We start from the raw sequence: 18,961 nt of genomic DNA, 5'->3' as shown, positions 1-18,961 counted from the left end.
ACATTCAGCACCTTGAGAGCACAGGGGGTCTGCCTTCAACTCTCGAGCTGCCGCGCAAGGACGAGGTGCATTTTTGGCACCTCGTCCCCTGCGACAGCCTCTCGACCGAAAACGCACTCCTCGAACTCCTGTCCTATGAAGAAACCCGCAAATTTTGCTCTTTTTTCTCGCAGAGTAACGCAAAGACATATGGTCTTGCGCATGGCTTTCTCCGAAAGCTGCTTGCCCGCTACTGTGCAGAAAATCCAAGGGCACTCAGGTTTGCACTCTCACGACGAGGCAAACCCTCTCTTCTCACGGATTCCCCAATATCTTTCAATCTCTCCCACTCTGGAACGCACATATGCATAGCAGTCTGCCACAGCTCTCTCGAAATAGGAGTAGACGTTGAGTGCATTCGAAAACTCGACGAACTGGACGGCCTCCTTCGCCTTTTCCATCCCGGTGAACAAAACTATATCCGCGCGCTCCCCAAGCACGCTCAATTACATGCATTTTTCCAGCTCTGGACATGTAAAGAGGCCGTCGTCAAAGCAACAGGACAGGGTTTATACCAGTCATTACAGTCGTTCGAAGTCCAGTTTCAACCAGAAGTCCGTGTCTGTCCCAGCAACAACGAGCAACCCCACTGCTCACTTTTTTTACCAAACGCGTTTCAGCACACCTCATGCGCTCTCGCTCTCATTCCAGCCTCAGTCTCTCCTGGTCGAATGAGGAACATATTTGACCCAAACAGAACAGTCTTTCATGGAAAAAAGCACTAACTCTACAGGTCTAATTGATTTCGAGAATCATGTTCAACTAGCACAAGGAGAGAGTTCATGTTTTCCAGAAGAGCACTTGGCTTAGCTCTGTGCTTCCTTCTCGCCACTCCACACCTTGGTTTTTCTCAAGAAGAAAAAACAAACGAAAGAAGTATGCGCCTTGAAGGGATCACAGTCACAGCGACCAAGCAAGAAGAGGATGTCCAGAAAATCCCAACGAGTGTTTCGGCCTTTACAGACGTCCAGCTCGAAGACGCCAAGGTCGACTTCGTTCAGGATTTGGCAAAACGAGTGCCTAACCTCGGTTTCTATACCGGTGGCATGAATCTTATCAACTTCCCTACTCTGCGTGGTATTCGTTCTGACCCGCATAACAACGTTTCATCTGTCGCAATGTACGTTGATGATGTCCCGGTCACCTCGAACCTCGGCTTTGTCTCAGACATGTATGACATTGAACGCGTCGAAGTCCTGCGTGGCCCACAGGGAACTCTTTATGGCCGAAGCAGTGAAGGTGGCGTCATTAACATCATCACCAAACGCCCAGACAATACACCTCGAGGCTCAGGGACTCTCGAAGTTGGTTCTGGATACATGTATCACCTCAAGGGCAACCTCGCCGGACCACTCATTGAGGACAAGCTCTATCTTGGTATTGCAGGTAACACCTACAAACGTGATGGCTGGGTAAAAAATGATTTTGACGACGACTATGTCGACGACAAAAAGAACTACTCAGGACGAGGCAAAATTCGTTTCACGCCGACAGACGACCTCGATATCACATTCTTTGCTTCCTATCTCAAATATGATGAAGGAAGCTTTTCCATGTACAAATGGCCTACAGACGATGAACGGCATGTCAACACAGACACTCCCGGCTACAACCGTTCTTCCATTGACGATCAGGCCCTGCACATCAAATACGACATCAACAAAAACTGGAGTATCACGTCTGTTTCTGCTCGCCGTTACACAGACGCAGACTACATGGTCGACTACGATTTCTCACCCATGAAATTCGGCGAGACTCATAAATACGACAAATACAATGACCTGAGTCAGGAAATCCGGCTGGGCTATACAAACGATGGTGTCAACTTCCTGCTCGGTGGCTACTACGATCGCTTTGATCGCCGGGTCCAGTACGAAGCGATCCCATTCAAAATGGTAACCGAAACACAGGACGTCACAGACACCAGATCTCTCTTTGCCCACCTGAAATATCCCATCTGGGGCGGCCTGAGTGTCAGCGGCGGTCTTCGCTACGATTCCTATACTTCCGACTTTGATAGCCAGACATTTTCTGACGAAAAAGACTGGAGTTCCTTCTCTCCAAAAATCGCTCTTGAATACGCCTTCAACGACAACAGCATGATTTACGCAAGCGTTGCCCGCGGCTACCGCGCAGGTGGATTCAACAGCTACACCCCGCCAGCAGGCAAAAACAGCTTTGATGAAGAAGAACTCTGGGCCTACGAAATCGGTTCCAAGAACATGCTTTTCGACAATACGCTGAAAGTAAACCTTGCCTTCTTTGTTAACGATATCAAAGACGTTCAGGTTGAGCAGTACGTCCCAACCGCAATGAATCCCATGCCCTACATCGACAACTCAGGAGATACCCGGGCATGGGGTGCTGAAACCGAAATCAGCTGGATGCCTCTTGATGGTTTGGAACTCTTTGCAAGCGCTGGTTACACGCATATGCGCTACGGCGAATTTGAAGACGCCAATGGCGACCACGAAGGAAACCGCCTGCCTTACGTTCCTGACTACACCTATAATGTTGGTGCTCAGTATCGCCACAGCTCTGGTTTCTTTGCCCGCGGCGAAGTTCTCGGCAGCTCAAAAGTCTATCTGGACAGCGAAAACGAGCACTCCATTCCTACTCACGCAACAGTGAACGGAAAAATCGGCTGGGAATTCGAAAATGCAGACGTCTATCTGTTTGCAACAAACCTGTTTGACAAAGAATACGACTTCAAGGGTGCCTTTGGCGGTGGCTATGCTGTTGCCAGCCCGCCCCGAGCCGTTGGTCTCTGCCTGACCTATCACTTCCTGTAACCAACCACTCATACGAGCCATAAAAACGCCCCTGCCCCGTGTTCTTCGAGGCAGGGGCCAAAGGTAGCCTGCGCGCTTTCTGGAGATAAATATGGACGAACAGCTTCGCTCTTTTCCGCATGAATCCACAGAGGATTTCGCCCCTGAATCAATCGCCATTATAGGCATGTCGTGTTCCTTTCCAGACGCTCAGCACACCGCACAATTCTGGAAAAACTTACGAGAAGGCAAAGACTCTGTTCGCACTTTTGACAAAAAGACGCTTCGCAATGCTGGCGTCTCTTCCGAAACGCTCAGCAACCCGTCCTATATTCCCAAGGCATGTATTATTGAAGACATCGACAAATTCGATGCAGAATTCTTTGGAATTTCTCCTCAGGAAGCAGCTCTTCTCGATCCCCAACAGCGCCTGTTTATGGAATGCGTATGGAATGCTTTAGAAGAAGCAGGCTACGCTCCGGGCACATTTGAGGCTCCCACAGGCCTTTTTGCCGGGACGCGAATGAGCACCTACCTGTATGGACTCAACTCCATTCCCTACATCGACGCGGGGTCTCCGCAGGATTTCCAAAAACTCATTGGAAATGACAAAGATTACCTCGCCTCCAGAATCTCATATAAATTTAATCTGAAAGGTCCAAGCATGACCGTTCAGTGCGCCTGCTCGACCTCCCTCGTGGCAACGCACCTTGCCTGCGAAAGCCTGCGTAGTGGAGAAAGCGACATGGCTATTGCGGGCGGAGCGGCCCTTGTTGTCCCGCAGGAAACAGGCTTTGTGTACCACGAAGGAATGATTCTTTCTCCTGACGGGTGCTGCCGACCATTTGATGCCAAAGCAAACGGAACAACCTTTGGCAATGGCGCCGGAGCCGTCGTTCTCAAACGTCTTTCTGATGCTGAGCGCGACGGAGATCACATCTGGGCCGTCATTCGAGCAAATGCCGTGAACAACGACGGTTCACGCAAGGCAGGTTACACAGCGCCGGGACTTGAGGGACAAATGCGCGTCATTCAGGAAGCTCTTGAACTTTCCGCCCTCCCTCCAGAAAGCATTTCATACATTGAGACACACGGGACGGGCACGCCCCTTGGCGACCCCATTGAGGTCGAGGCACTCACCAGAGTGTACCGCCAGTATACTGACAAAAAACAGTTTTGCAGTCTTGGCTCAGTCAAGGCAAACATCGGTCATCTCGACTCCGCAGCAGGAGTTGCAAGCCTCATCAAAGTTGCCCTTGCGCTCAAAAATAAAGAACTCCCTCCGACGCCCAATTTTACAGCCCCCAACCCCGCAATCAATTTTGCGGAGTCTCCCTTTATCGTGAATGAAAAACTTCGCCCCTGGGAAAGCTCCCGGTTCCCTCGACGGGCAGGAGTCAGTTCCTTTGGTATTGGTGGAACCAACGCACATCTCATTCTGGAAGAAGCCCCCGCAGAACAGCATGCTACGCTTCCCAAAGATTCCGAGAACCTTTTTGTCCTTTCTGCCAAAAACGATCAGGCTCTGAACGATCTCAGCGCCCGCTATACAGAAGAAATCGCGCACACAGACCCGTCCGAATTCACCAACTGGTGCTTTAGCTCCCGCTCTGGTCGTGCCCACTTTTCGCACCGCCTTGCTGTGCAAGCCCATTCAATGCAGGAGCTTCGGGAAAAGCTACGAAATTCTCGCACCTACAGCACTCCCCCCTCAGCATCCTTACAGCCTGTTTTCCTGTTCACTGGTCAGGGTTCACACTACACAGGCATGGGCAAAGAGCTTTATGACAGCGTTCCAGAATTTCGCCAGCAGCTGGACGCATGCGCCAGAATCCTTACGCCCCGCCTCGGCGTCTCACTCACAGAACTTCTTTTCTCAGAGAAGCAGACCGCAGCACTCCAGAAAACACGCTATGCCCAGCCTGCCCTTTTTGCCTATGAGTACGCTCTCGCCAAAGTATGGATGAACTGGGGGATTCAGCCCAAGGCCATGATTGGACATAGCCTTGGAGAATATGTTGCCGCAACACTCGCCGGAGTCTTCACCCTTGAAGATGCTCTTGAACTTGTGGCGACAAGAGCCGAACTGATGCAGTCAATCTCCACTCCCGGAGCTATGGTCGCGATCTTTGCGACAGAGCACAAGGTACGCACGCTTTGTGAAGCACATCCAGAGCCACTGGTCATTGCAGCAGTCAATGCCCCAGAAAGCCTGACTGTTAGCGGCTCATTCTCTGCGATTGCCGCTCTGTGCCTCGTTCTTGATGAGAAAAATATTTCCTACCGTCGCCTCTCGGTCTCCCACGCATTCCACTCGGAGCTTATGGACCCAATCCTCGACCAGTTTGAGAAAAAGGTCGCCTCGCTCCAGCTTGCAGCACCACAGCTTCGGTATATTTCCAATCGCACAGGTGAATTCATTACCGCAGAGATGGCGACACGCCCTCGGTACTGGAGACAGCATCTTCGCGAAAGCGTGCTCTTTTCCAAAGGTCTCAAAACACTTTTTGAGACTGGATTCACGACGTTTCTGGAACTTGGTCCCCATCCCGTTCTGAGCAGTCTCCTCACGCAGTGCGCAGGGGAAAACGCCGTTACAGCAATCCCTTGTGCACGAAGAAAAGCACCAGCCCTCGCCCAGCTTCTTGACGCGCTAGGCCAGCTCTACACAAGAGGCGCCTCACTGTGCTGGGAAAAAATTCAGGCATTCCCTGCGGGTCATCGAGTCCCCATGCCAACCTATGCGTTCCAGAAAAAGAGCCACTGGCTCAGGCAGAAGCCGACTGTTTCCAAAGCACGACACGCCTCAGAAGATTGCAAAGAGATGCTCTCGAATCTTGTCTGGAAGCCTGTCACCATTGAAAAAGACAACAGCGCTGATGCGACATGGCTCTTTTCTGGAGAAACAGCACTGTTCGCATCGCAAAAGAATTCTTCTGAAACACATCTCAACTCACAGCCTTCGGATGAACTTCTTCCGTCAGCTCCACTCACAGGAACAAATGGACTTGTTTGCGTTATTCCCCAAACAGAACGAGCGCACAAAGAATTTGTCGCTTCAGAGGCACTTGAGCTGTACCAGCTAACCCAAAAGCTCAAAGCTCTTGTCTCACAAATTTCGACTGGAACCCGTCTTGTCTTCGTCACACAGGGGGCACAGGCGACAAGCTCCAAGGAAATTCTTTCGGCATTTCAGCATGCGGCATGGGCCATTCTTCGCTGCATTCGGAGCGAATTCCCGCAGCATGATATTCGCATTCTTGATTTGGAAGAAGCTCAGACCCCAGAACTGGACGCTCTGCGCGAACTGCTCTTTTCAAATGCGCTCCCTAAAGAGTCTGCGCTGCGTGCGGGTTCGCTTCTGATCCCTGTTCTTCAAAAAGCACAAATTCCGGAGGCCGCACCGCTCCAGCTCCAGGAAGATGCCCGCTACCTCATCACCGGTGGAACTGGCGGGATAGGCAGAACTCTTGCAGAATGGCTCGCTTTTCGTGGCGCACGCCATATCGACCTTGTAAGTCGGCACAAAGCCCCACAGGCAACGCAGGCAGTCATTCAGGCTCTTGCAGCAGTAGGGGTCACAGTCCAGCACCACTGCTGCGACATCAGCCAGCGTCATGCCGTCGAGGAACTCTTGAGAGAACTCGACCACGAATCAACTCCTTTACGAGGAATTTTCCATCTCGCCGGGACCAACGCGGAGACCACGCAAGAGGAATACATTCAGGCGCTCATGACAAAGGGCATGGGAGCCTACTGGCTGAGTCAGGCCACAGAAAATCTGGATCTGGACATCTTTGTTCTCTTCTCTTCCATAACCTCTCTCTTTGGTTCAGAGGGGCTGAGTGCATATGGAGCATCAAATGCACTTCTTGATGCTCTCGCTCTGGAGCGAAACCGGAAAGGCCTGCCAGCTCTTTCCATCAGCTGGGGCGCATGGGACGCTGGCATGACGCAGACTCCGGGCCTCAAGGCTCTTTTCGCATCCAAAGGCATACGGGTTATGCCCCCTCGAACAGGCCTTTCTGCGCTTGAGCTTCTTCTCCAGAGTCCTCTTTCCTCCGCACTTGTTGTAGACACGGATCCAGAGCACTTTTCTCCGGGCGTCTTTGCTGACTCGCAAATCTTCCACTCAGCAAAAACGCGGGCCGAGAATTCTGGAAAGACAGACGCAGACGACATTCCTGAACGCTGCGATCCTGAAACCCTGCAAAGCTCTCTCGCGGCTCAAATTCGAAAAACGCTCCGCCTGCCAGAAGGACAGCCCGAGCCTTCCGCAGACCTCATTTCCCTTGGCCTTGACTCTCTCATGTTCCTTGGCCTTTCACAGTCGCTCAGCAAAAAGCTTGGCGTTCATGTTGGTCCCGGTGAACTTTTCTCTCATCCAACTGTTGAGCAGCTCGCACAGCGCCTGATTGAACTTCAGGAGAACAGCTCCGACACCAACGCTCCCCAGACACTCACGGTCCGGTCCGCAACGGCAAATGAACCGTTCGATCTCACCGACATTCAGTATGCCTACTGGATTGGCCGCACCGAAAGCGTGGAACTTGGAAGCGTGGCCTGCCATACCTACTTTGAACTCGACATCGCAAATCTTGATTTGCGCCGCTTTGAAAAGGCATGGAATCAGCTTATCCAGCGCCACGGTATGCTCCGCTGCTACTTCCTTTCGGAAGGAAAGCAGCAAATCCTGCCTGTGGTTCCGCCCTATGTCATTGCCCAGACAGACTTGCGCCAGATCACTACTCAGCAAGCACAAAACCGTCTTATAAACACAAGAGAATCAATGGCGCACCTGGTGCACAACGCCTCACGCTGGCCACTGTTTGAAATTCAAGCGTCCCGTATGCAGGACTCCACCCGAATTCACGTCAGCTTTGACCTACTTATTGCGGACTTCCACAGCATCACAATCCTCATGCGGGAGCTAAAAGCGTTATATGAAGACGAAACAGTTCAACTTGAACCGCTCCAGCTGAGCTTTAAAGACTACATCGAGCAAGATCAGAAAATCAGCGACACGCCAGAGTGGAAAACAGCCCGACAGTATTGGAGAGAACGCCTTGAACAGCTTGCTCCGCCCCCGGCCCTCCCACTGGCTCGCCGCCTTTCAAGCATCCAGACTCCACGCTTTTCCCGAAGCTCCTGCACGATTGAGCACACAACATGGGCCAGACTCAAAGAGCTGGCACAGGAGCATGGCCTAACACCGTCCTGCCTCCTTCTTGCCGTCTACGCAGAAGTTCTTCGAAAATGGAGCACAAACACCTCGTTTTGCATTAACCTCACGCTCTTTAACCGTCGGAATTATCACCCACAGGTCAACGATATTGTTGGAGACTTCACTTCTATCACACTGCTCGAAGCTGGTGGACAGGGAGACTCTTTTCTGGAAAGGGCGAACCGCCTTCAAAAGCAGCTGTGGAAAGATCTGGAGCACAGCCAGTACAACGGCGTACAGGTCATCCGGGACATGAACGCCAAAAGCGGCGGAAAACTTGGGGCAACAATGCCCGTTGTCTTCACAGCAAACATTTCAGGGGGACAGACCAATCAGCTTGATTCACTGATGGGCGAACTGGTGCACAGTGAAAGTCAGACCCCTCAGGTCTGGCTGGACCATCAGGTTTTTGAACAAAAGAATGAGCTGGTTATTATGTGGGATCATGTTGAAGGACTTTTCCCTGAGGGCATGATTGAGGCGATGTTCCAAAGCAACAGGGACGTGCTTGATCTTTTGGCACGCTCCCCCGAGGAATGGAATCGCCCCCGTCTCTGCACCATTCCAGAAAAGCAGCGCAAAACACGGCAAGCGGCAAATGCAACAGAAGCACCTCGTTCCCCGGAACTGCTCCATACACTTTTCCTGAATTCGCTCAAAAAGCATGGCGCTCGCGTTGCCGTGAGTCAGGGCAAAAAGATTTTGACCTACGAGAGCCTTGGCCGCAGGGCCGCAGCCCTTGCCCAGACGCTTTTGTCTTCCGGATGCCAAAAGGGAGAGCGTGTCGGAATCTGCCTGAACAAAAGCTGGCAACAGATCGTCGCGACCCTTGGCATCCTCATGTCAGGAGCCGCATATGTCCCTATCAGCCCGGACATGCCTGCCAAACGGAGAGACTCCATTTGCGCAAAAGCGCATCTCACAAAAGTCATCAGTCACTCTGAGCTTGCAAAACAGGAATGGCCTGCATCCGTAGAGAAAATCGAAATTGACACGCTTCCAGAGACAGGGCCATGCGCTTTTCCCTCTGTCCAGACAGATCCTGACGATCTGGCATATGTCATCTTCACCTCAGGTTCTACAGGAGAACCCAAAGGCGTCATGATCTCCCACAGGGGAGCGGTGAATACCATCCTTGATATCAACACCCGCTTTGGTCTGTGCGAAAAGGACAGCATCCTTGCCCTTTCCGATCTCAGCTTTGACCTCTCTGTCTATGACATTTTTGGTGCACTTGCTGCCGGAGCAGCGATTACCCTGCCAGACGCTGACAAAACAAAAGAACCAGAGCACTGGCGACAGCTTCTTTTCACAGCAGGGATCACGGTGTGGAACTCTGCCCCGGCCCTTATCCGAATGCTTGTGGAATATGCCGAAAATTGCTCGCGACGCCTTTCACCGACCTTGCGCCTCGCACTTCTGAGTGGCGACTGGATTCCTACAGACATCCCGCAAAGGCTTCAGGCTCTCACAGGAGAATGCGCTGTCATCAGCCTTGGTGGTGCAACAGAGGCGTCGATCTGGTCAATCCTCCACCCCATTCAGGCAGACGATAGCAAGCGTTCCAGCATTCCATACGGCCGACCGATGGCGAATCAAAAATTTCATGTTCTTGATAGCCAGCTCAGCCCCTGCCCAGACTGGGTACCGGGTTCACTTTTCATTGAAGGTGACGGACTTGCCCTTGGATATTTGAACGATCCACAAAAAACTGCTGAAAGCTTTCTTGTTCATCCGCGTACCAGTACTCGCCTCTACAAAACAGGAGATCTCGGTCGCTATATGGATGAAGGAACCTTGGAATTCCTGGGGCGCGAAGACTTCCAGGTAAAAATCCGAGGACATCGTGTTGAGTTGGGCGAAATTGAGTCCGCGCTCAACTCACACGATTCAGTTTCTGCTTCAACCGTCCTCGTACAGGGGGAGCAAAAAGGGGACAGACGCCTTATTGCATATGTGCAGACAAACCGCGATGGCGCATCAGCACAGAAAGAGCTTCACGCTCATCTCAAGACCCTCCTGCCCTCATACATGCTCCCGGCAGCCTATGTTTGCCTCAAAAAGCTGCCGGTCACGGCAAATGGAAAGCTTGACCGCAAAGCTCTTCCTCAGGTGAAGCCCACTCAGGCAACGGCCCCCCAATGCTGCAAACCAACGACGCAGACAGAGCTGATCCTTGCTGAAATCTGGGAAAATATTCTTGGACAAAAGCTCTCCAGCATCAATGAAGACTTCTTTGAAGCAGGTGGAGACTCTTTACTCGCAGCCAGATTTGTCCTTCAGGTTCGCAAGCGCCTCTCTCAGGAACTTCCTCTTGCCGCAATATTTGAGAACCCCAATATCTCGGCTCTGGCCCTTCTTTTGTCAGAAGAAACGAAGCCCTCAAGTGACAGCAACCAGCTTCGAACGCCAGCACAGCTTGCGCAGTTCGCAGTGCTTCCTGACGACATTCAGGTCGCGTCCCTTCCTCAACGCTCCAAAGCTGAGCCTGAGGGTATTTTCCTGACAGGAGCAACAGGCTTTTTGGGGACAGGCATCCTTGAGGCCCTCCTCTCGAACACAAAAGCACAAATCTACTGCCTTGTTCGTGCAAAGGATGAACAGGACGGGGCAAAACGAATCGAATCAGCCCTCAAGACGCGAGTCTCTCTGCCAAAACACGTTCTGGACAGAATCACGGTTCTGCCGGGAGACCTCGAAAAAAAACGCTTTGGCCTTGATGCCCAGACATTTGCTTCGCTCGCGACACAGTCAGACATCATTATCCATTGTGGCGCCCGCGTGCAGTACGTTTACCCGTATGAAGCTCTCGCCGCTGCAAACGTTGGCGGAACACTGGAGGCGCTTCGCCTTGCCACGTCGGGTGAGACGCGCAGCCATTTTGTCTACGTCTCAACCTCGGCCGCAATTTCCCCTGCGGGCAGTACAGGGAAAAGCATTACCGAAACGAGTTCCCAAAACTTCGCGTCTGGAATTTACGGCGGGTATCCTCAAAGCAAATGGGTTGCCGAACGCCTTGTTCGCCTCGCTGGAGAACGCGGACTGGAGACAAGCATATTCCGCCCGGGAACACTGTGGGCAGACAGCCGGACAGGCGCTTTCAATTCTCTTGATTTTCCAAGTCGCCTAGCCCAAGCCTGCCTTCTCCTTGGGAGTGCTCCAGACATCGCAACACCGGTCGCGATCCTTCCTGTCGACACCGCAGCCCACGCGCTTGTGAAACTGTCACTCGCCCCAACAGCGGCTGGCACAACATGGAACCTGCTCAACCCCACCATGAAACCCTTCAATGAATGCGTCAGCGACTTCTCTAAAAAAATCGAACTGATCCCCTATCCTGTCTGGCGTTCCCGCCTTGCACAGGCCTGCGCAGAGGACCCAAACAATCCGCTGACGCCACTTCTCCCCATGATGCCCAAAACTGAGGCTGAATTCCCTGTTCCCTCACAATGGAATCTCTCGGCGTTAGAAGACGCCCTTGCAAAAGTAGGAGTGCCTCTTCCACGCATCAACGCGGACATTTTTGCTCCATGCAAAGAAAGACTGCTCTTGGCCCAAGCTCCCGAAGCACAAAAACACCCAGCCCTTCAACCTACTGGAGAATAAGTATGGCCCGCAAATTATGGATTAATCTTACTGATTCTTTTGCTCAGCACAAAACAATGGAAGAACCACCCCGGCACTTCATGGTGTCCCTTGGCTTTGGCCATGTGCTCCCTATGGACGACCTCTTTATTCACCGGGAAGGCGGCTTGCCCCTTGAATCATTTAGCCTGAACGCCCCCAACGGGGGAGTTTCCCAGCTTCGGCTTCCATCGCCAGAAGCATACTCACTCCAGAGTGCTGATTGCGGAATAGACATCGAAACAGGCGATCTTGCAGCCCACAAATTAAGCATAGGAAAAGATGCAATCCCCGGCACCTATCAGGTTGCGGCAGAAAGCTCAGAGTTTTTTGTCAGCCAGTACGTTGATGAAAAGGGAATGATGGTCTGGGATCCCAAACCAATGAATGAATTTCCCAAAGAACAGGAGATTCTCGCGAGCTTCCGAACCAAGATTTACGCCAAGGCTTTTCCCTGCGTTGGCGAGTGGACCCAGCCCAAGGCCCTTGGACATGAGCTTGAAATCCTTCCGGTCACGGACCTGAGCAATGTTCATCCGGGAGATGCTGTTTCCTTTGACGTTTCCTACATGGGCAAGCCTTTCACCTGCACGCAGGACAGCATGGAATATATTGTTGCTGCCAGTAATACATATGGAGGAGAAGCAGGCGGAAGTACAGAAGGCTTCTTCCTCTCTGCCTACGCGATCAACGGAAAGGCACGCTTCGTTTTCCCCACGGCTGGCCAGTGGATTATTACCGCTTTCTCAAACCAGTGGATTCGTGAACAGGGAGAATGGAGTGACTACGCGCAGAAATGCCAGCGAGTTTTCCATTCTGCCAGCGTCACCCTGAACGTCAAAGCTCTCTAAACTTCTTTGCACGCAGAGGAAGATATGTCTGATTCACTCTCGTCATGGATTGTTCGTCCATGTATCCGTCACTCCCCCCGCCTGCGCCTCGTGTGTTTACCCTATGCAGGCGGGGGGGCATCTCTCTTTCGAAAATGGCCCCAGTTTCTTCCAGAAGACATTGAGCTACTCGCGGTACAGCTCCCCGGCCGCGAAAAAAGGCTCTTTGACCCTCCGTGCAGTGACCTTGCAGTCATCGTGCACAAACTCCGGGCTGCCCTGCAAAACTATCTCGACTGCCCTCTTGGATTTTTTGGCTACAGCATGGGAACCCGCATCGCCTATGAACTGGCCCGTACCCTTCGGGAGCAGGACAATATCCAGCCTGCCTGCATGTTCGTTGCTGCCTGCAAAGGGCCACAGATAGAGGAACCACCGAACCCGCGCTACCTGCTTCCGGACAAGGAATTCAAGGAAGCCCTGCGCGATCTTGGGGGAACGCCTGATGAGGTTCTCGAAAATACAGAACTCATGGACATGTACCTTCCCGCTCTTCGGGCTGATTTTGCTCTCAAGGAAAGCTACGTGCACAGCCCATGCCCTCCCTTTGACTGCCCCATAACGGCATATTGTGGTGACCACGACAAAGAGGCGCCTCAGGATGAGAGCCAGACATGGGACCAGGAGACGACGGCTGCATTTCGCTTGCGCTGCTTTCCCGGTGGTCACTTTTTCATTCACGACAACCTGTCGGAACTGCTCTCCGATATGAAATCTCAACTTCACATCACGTTACGGGAGCCATCCCACAAGGCTCGTACACAAAAAAGGACACAGGGATGACACAAGAAAAAAACATTGCGTTCTTCCAAAAGCTTACAGCTCAAATCCTTCGCTGGCGCTGGGGAGTCCTCTTTGGAGTCATTGCTGTCACTGCGTTTTTCATGGCGCAGTATTCACAGCTCAAATTCAATGGCTCTTTTGAGATATGGTTTTTGAAAGACGACCCCGCCATGCAGCGGCTTGAGACGTTCAAACAAACCTTTGGCAATGACCAGTTTATTTACATTCTTGCGGAGACTGATGACGTCTTTCAGCCAGAGACTGCCCGCTCGCTCAAAAAACTTGCCAATGAACTTGAGCACAACGTTCCCTACCTTCGTGACCTCACGTGGATTGGAAATGCTGAACATATTTCTGCACAGGGCAAAACCGTTCTGATTGAAGAGCTGTTTAAGGATATTCCCACAGACCCGCAGGAAATGCAGCGAAGACGGGACAAGGCACTTTCTGAAAAGGACTTCGTTGATCGCTATATTTCAAGAGACGGAAAAGCAGCGGGCATAATGCTGGAGCTTGAAAACTTCCCAACAGAACATATGGTTCCTCCGCCAAGCACGCAGGTCGCCACTGCGGTCCTAAAAACTCTTGCACAGCCTGAATATGCAGGTCTCCATCTTCGTGCCGTTGGCGATCCTATTTTTGAAACCAAATACAACGAGGTTGCAGGAAAAGAGACACCCAAATTTTTTGGTCTCTGCCTCCTTGTGCAGGCGGTTCTTCTCCTCGTCTTTGCCAGAGGTGGTCGGGGGATTGTCGTCCCTCTCGTCATTGTCGTTCTGAGCTTCTTATGGACTCTAGGAACAATTGCGCTCTTAGGCTTTGATCTCGACCTCATGATTATTGGTCTTCCTGTCCTGCTGATCTGCGTTGGAATTGGCGACTCCATGCATGCTATCGCAGAATTTAATGGCAAACTTCATAGCGGACTCCCCCGCCGGCAGGCTTTGCTCGAAAGCATGGGTGAAGTTGGCCTTCCCTGTTTTCTCACCAGCCTGACCACGGCCATTGGTTTCTTTTCATTTAGTAGCGCTCCCATCAAACCCTTCTTGCAGATGGGGCTGTATTTACCCGCGGGAGTCATTTATGCGTTTGTCCTGACGCTCCTGCTTGTCCCGCTTTTCTATTCTTTTGGGAAGCCACATCCATTCCTTGCCAAACGGAATTCGCCAGTGCAGGAGCGAGTCCGAAACGCCATCGATCATATTGGAACTCTTGCGACACGGTACCCAGGAAAAACCTGCGCTACCTTCAGTGCGCTGATGCTCCTTGGGGTTGTCGGCTCCTTTTATGTGCAGGTTGAATCAAATCCAACGAAATTCCTGACCAAAAAGGTTGAGCTTCGGCAGGATGTCGACTTTGTTGACGCTCGAATGGGAGGCTCTACCGGTCTCGAAATCATTATTGATACAAAACAGCCAGACGGAATAAAACAGCTTGCCGTTCTTGAAGGGATGGATCGCCTTGCTCTGGAAATGGAAAACAACCCACTCGTACACAAAAGCTTTAGTCTGGTAGATGTCCTCAAAAAAATGCGCCGGGCGCTTCATAACGGAGACAAAGCCTTTTACAGCATTCCGGAACGCCAGCAGGCTGTTCCTGAATACATGGCTCTTTATGAAATGGCTGGTGGCGACCAGATGGACAAAATTCTGAGCTTTGACGGCTCCAAGGCTCGTATCAACCTGCAGACACAGGCCCTTGGTTCCGCAGAAACCCGTCAGCTCATTGCACAAGTCCAGAAACTGGCACAACGCTTTTTCCCAGACAATGTAGAGGTCTCTACAACGGGCTTTGTGGACATCGCCAAGTCACTTAACGACAACATGAAAAGCGCTCAGGCCAGCAGCATTAGTCTGGCATTTTGCCTCATCGCGCTCGTTATGATGGTCACACTGAAGTCTGTCCGGCTTGGCCTTCTGAGCATGATTCCCAACATCATGCCGGTCTTTATGGTTCTGGGGTTCCTCGGCATTACCGGAATCTACATGGATACAATCCTCATGAGCGTGAGCGCCATGATTATTGGTGTCGCGGTCGATGATACTATCCACTTCTTTGTACACTTCAAACGAGAATTCCAGCGCTGCTCAAACTACGTCGACGCCGTCACGAAATCACTGCATATTGTCGGACGCCCGATCATCTTCACAACGCTCACCCTTTCCCTCGGTTTTTTGGTCCTGTCCTGCTCAGTCATGACTGGCTGGATCAAAATAGGACTTCTCTCCGGCTTTGCCTTTGTCTGGGCACTCCTTGCAGACATTCTTTTCGCTCCGGCCCTCCTCGTTCTGCTCAAACCACTCGGAAAAGAACACACAACGGAGTGCGCCCCCATAAAAGCCTCACCTGAACAACCAGAAGCACACTAAGCACAAGCGCACATAAAAAGGCAGAGTTTCAGCTCTGCCTTTTTTTTATCGAGGAATCTCATTCGTAAATACTATATTGACTTTGAAATTCAATATCAATATAACCCCAAATATTCACGGGGGACAAAACGTTATGAGCGTAGAAATTCAAACACCGTACAGTTGTGATCTTGGCAACGGCTTGTCAATCTCTCTTAAAGAGTGCCACCTCAGCCAGAACTGGCACTCAGTTTTTACTGGAGTAAAAGATTTCATTGGCTGCACGTTTTGTCTTGATGGGAGTCTTACAACACAAATTCAGCATGAACCCCCTACCATTCACATAAACAAGGGCACCTCCGGCATCTGGTATGCTCCTGATACTCTCATCCATGTCTCAATGAAGCCAGGTCACATTCGCTGGCTGGATATTGAAATTTCCTTTCAGCACTTTGTTCAGCTTATTAAAGATAATCAGCATGAATTTTGCCCTGAATTTTTGGCAAGTCTCAAAAAAAATCCAGCAAAACCATTCCACAGAACGGGCACAATGGACGCGCAAACACTCCAAAGCGTCGAACAGATTATCACCTGCCCTTTTCATGGACCTCTCAAAAGAATCCACCAAAAAAGTAACTGCCTCAGCCTCCTGCTCAAAGAAATCAGGCACCATGCTCTTCTCTCCAGTCCCGAACAGTGCCAGGGGTGCGCAAACTGCCCCAAAATGGAACAGGCAAAAGCCCTTCTCCTGCGAGATCTCGGCAAAGCTCCCACAATTTCTGGCCTTGCCTCAGAACTCGGCATGAGTGAAAGCTCGCTCAAACGAGCCTTTCGAAAAAGCTTTGGGATGTCTATTTACGCCTATTTCCAAAGTCACAGATTACGGCAGGCAAAAAAGCTCCTGAGTCAGGGGGAAATGAACGTCACAGAAGTTGCTTTTTCTGTAGGCTTTTCCAACCACAGCCATTTTAGCAGAGCATTTAAGCGACAGTTTGGCATCCCTCCCAAAAACATGCTCTCCCACTCTGAAAACACCTTTTCATAATCCAGACTTGGTCGGAATAGGTACAAAGCTGACCCGATTCTGACAGCAAAAACAGTCTTCACAAGGCTATTCTCCGCCAAAGAGTTTACGGAGAATAATCATGAAGAAATCTGGAATCTTCCTCGCCTTTCTTTTTCTTGTGAGTGCAGGGTGGGCCTCTGCCGCAGAACCGCTCACAGGTCACGACATTGCTGTGCTCGTCGACAGGGCAGACAGCAGTCAGGACATGCGCCAAACCATGCTCATGGTCATTGAGCGTGGTTCACAACGTCTTTTGCGCAAGATGGTCTCTTTCACCAAAAAATACCCTCCCGATCAGCGCTCAATCATTCGCTTTGAAACCCCGTCAGACATACGAAACACCAGCTACCTCACCTGGAGCTGGGACTCCCCAGAACAAGAAGATGACATGTGGGTCTACCTCCCCTCAGAGAATCTGGTGCGACGCATCAGTGGAGGCGGAAAGAAAGGCTCCTTTATGCGAAGTGATCTTGCCAACGAAGACATTGAGAAACGGTCTGTTGCGGATGATACACAGCGAGTTCTGCGAGAAGAAAAATACAACGACCAGCAGTGCTGGGTTCTTGAATATCTTCCCATCTCCCCTGACGACACGGGATATTCCAAAAGAATCGCTTGGATAAGGAAAGACATACATCTTCCTGTCTACATCGAATATTACGACAAACGAGGAAAGCTCTGCAAAAAAGCACAATACGGTGGCTTTGAAAAAATCCAGAACATCTGGACCACGACCAGAATGCTGATCGCAAGCCCCAGAAAAGGTTCACGAACGCTCATTCAAATTTCGGATGTTTCCTACAACACAGGTCTTGCAGACAGCGTTTTTGAACAGAGCAACCTCACTCGGTAACAGTCGTTCTATGCGTACTTTTCACAGCTTGAACCACGTGCGATTTCTGAGCTTCGGTCTCATTTTCGTTTTCACCTTTTGCATCATCGCAAGAATTGCTCATGCTCAGGACGATCTCAACTTTGACCTTGAAGAGGAGTATTTCGAACAGGAGCATGCCCCGTCGTACACTCTATGCGGCTACGTCGAAAACAGGACGCAGTTTGGAGTCAATCAGGCAGAATTTTACTCATTCAGACAGCGCCTTCATCTTGAGTTTTCCACCCCACCTCAGCGCTATTCCTTCTTTGCTGATGGGGATCTGGACTACGACCCCGCAGTACAAAACTGGACAGATCAGGACTATGAGCAGTTCCATGCTCAGCTCGGCAAATGCTATTTCAGTCTTGATACGGACTTTTTTGACCTGACCGCAGGCCAGAACATTGTCCGGTGGGGAACAGGAGACGGCATCAACCCTTTCGACCTTTTCAACCCTGTTGATTCCCGCGACCCCATAGCCAATGCCCGGTCGCTGGCCCGCCTCCCCGTCCCGATGCTCCATGCCGTCGTACAGGCCTCTCCATGCACCTTTGAAGCGGTGTTTCTGCCTCAGGCACAAGTCAACAGTCCTTTTCTTTCGGGAAGCCCCTGGGAAGGTACATATCTCCAAACTCTCCGGGAGCACGCTCAGGCAGGCTCTCTTCTTTTGGACGATGAAAACGAACCTGAAGGCGTTGAGTATGGACTTCGATCAGCAGTCACATTCGACGGCTGGGACCTGTCCCTCATATTCATTCGGGGCTACACAAATTCCGCCGTTTTCGAAAAGGACACACAGGCCGGAATCCCGTCCTACACAGCCAAGCATCCCCAGTTTACAGCATATGGGCTGAACTTTGCGAAAGGCTTTTCCAGAGGCACCTTGCGCGGCGAGCTTGCCCTCAAACCAGACTCGACCTTTGCGGCCAGCTCTCAGGCTGATGACGATGGACTCGTCAAGGCAGACTATTTTCAGGGAGTCATAGGCATAGACTGGACCTTTTTCACCGATCTTTACCTCAATGCCCAGTACTTCATGGAAAGCTTTCCACAGGGAAGAAATGGCGCTGCCTCTCGGCCCTATGTCGATGGGATGACCTTCAAAATAAAAGATCTCTTTCTGGATAATGCGCTGGAGCTTGGTTTGCAGGGGATGCTGTACTTTTCCGGTGATGGTCTCTCTCTTGAGCCATATGCACAGTACGAGATCAATGACCACTGGAAAATCACGGCGGGTTTTCTTCTTTGGGAAGGAGAACGGCAGGGACGCCTTGGGCAATACGATGACAACGACATGGCCTATCTCAAAATAAAATACGCATTCTAGGCCCGGTACAGGAGA

At 51.3% G+C, this 18,961-nt stretch carries 9 protein-coding genes; all 9 read left to right on the top strand.

All coding sequences use genetic code 11. The annotated features are described in order from the left end of the window. Nucleotides 1–65 precede the first annotated feature (65 nt). The 9 genes from B5D23_RS15335 (at nucleotide 66) to B5D23_RS04340 (ending at nucleotide 18,946) form a co-directional block, all read left to right on the top strand. Nucleotides 66–764 (top strand): 4'-phosphopantetheinyl transferase family protein, encoded by a 699-nt coding sequence (locus B5D23_RS15335; protein ID WP_431830564.1) that lies wholly within the window; start codon nucleotides 66–68, stop codon nucleotides 762–764. Between the two features lie 57 nt (nucleotides 765–821). Continuing rightward, on the top strand, nucleotides 822–2,831 hold the full coding sequence (locus B5D23_RS04375; RefSeq protein ID WP_078684189.1) for a TonB-dependent receptor: 2,010 nt from the start codon (nucleotides 822–824) through the stop codon (nucleotides 2,829–2,831). 91 nt (nucleotides 2,832–2,922) lie between these two features. Beyond that, on the top strand, nucleotides 2,923–11,640 hold the full coding sequence (locus B5D23_RS04370; RefSeq protein WP_078684188.1) for a hybrid non-ribosomal peptide synthetase/type I polyketide synthase: 8,718 nt from the start codon (nucleotides 2,923–2,925) through the stop codon (nucleotides 11,638–11,640). Between the two features lie 2 nt (nucleotides 11,641–11,642). Continuing rightward, nucleotides 11,643–12,509 carry a DUF4198 domain-containing protein gene (locus B5D23_RS04365; RefSeq protein WP_159445907.1) on the top strand — a complete coding sequence of 289 codons (867 nt, stop codon included), beginning with the start codon at nucleotides 11,643–11,645 and terminating at the stop codon, nucleotides 12,507–12,509. Between the two features lie 24 nt (nucleotides 12,510–12,533). Next, nucleotides 12,534–13,331 carry a thioesterase II family protein gene (locus B5D23_RS04360; RefSeq protein ID WP_078684186.1) on the top strand — a complete coding sequence of 266 codons (798 nt, stop codon included), beginning with the start codon at nucleotides 12,534–12,536 and terminating at the stop codon, nucleotides 13,329–13,331. Further along, nucleotides 13,328–15,700, top strand: coding sequence for an efflux RND transporter permease subunit (locus B5D23_RS04355; RefSeq protein WP_159445906.1), 2,373 nt, complete (start codon nucleotides 13,328–13,330; stop codon nucleotides 15,698–15,700). Before B5D23_RS04360 ends, B5D23_RS04355 begins: the two co-directional genes overlap by 4 nt. Nucleotides 15,701–15,833: 133 nt before the next feature. Next, a complete protein-coding gene (locus B5D23_RS04350) occupies nucleotides 15,834–16,724 on the top strand; it encodes a helix-turn-helix transcriptional regulator (RefSeq protein WP_078684184.1) in 891 nt (296 codons plus the stop codon). A gap of 100 nt (nucleotides 16,725–16,824) precedes the next feature. Then, nucleotides 16,825–17,598: an outer membrane lipoprotein-sorting protein gene (locus B5D23_RS04345; RefSeq protein ID WP_078684183.1), complete on the top strand. Its 774-nt coding sequence runs from the start codon at nucleotides 16,825–16,827 to the stop codon at nucleotides 17,596–17,598. Nucleotides 17,599–17,635: 37 nt separating this feature from the next. Then, nucleotides 17,636–18,946, top strand: coding sequence for a hypothetical protein (locus tag B5D23_RS04340; RefSeq protein ID WP_144012535.1), 1,311 nt, complete (start codon nucleotides 17,636–17,638; stop codon nucleotides 18,944–18,946). The last annotated feature ends 15 nt before the right edge of the window (nucleotides 18,947–18,961 follow it).

The organism is Desulfobaculum bizertense DSM 18034, assembly GCF_900167065.1.
Lineage (GTDB): Bacteria > Desulfobacterota > Desulfovibrionia > Desulfovibrionales > Desulfovibrionaceae > Desulfobaculum > Desulfobaculum bizertense.
The sequence above is the reverse complement of the archived record's forward strand: the minus strand, read 5'-3'. Positions and strand labels throughout refer to the sequence as shown.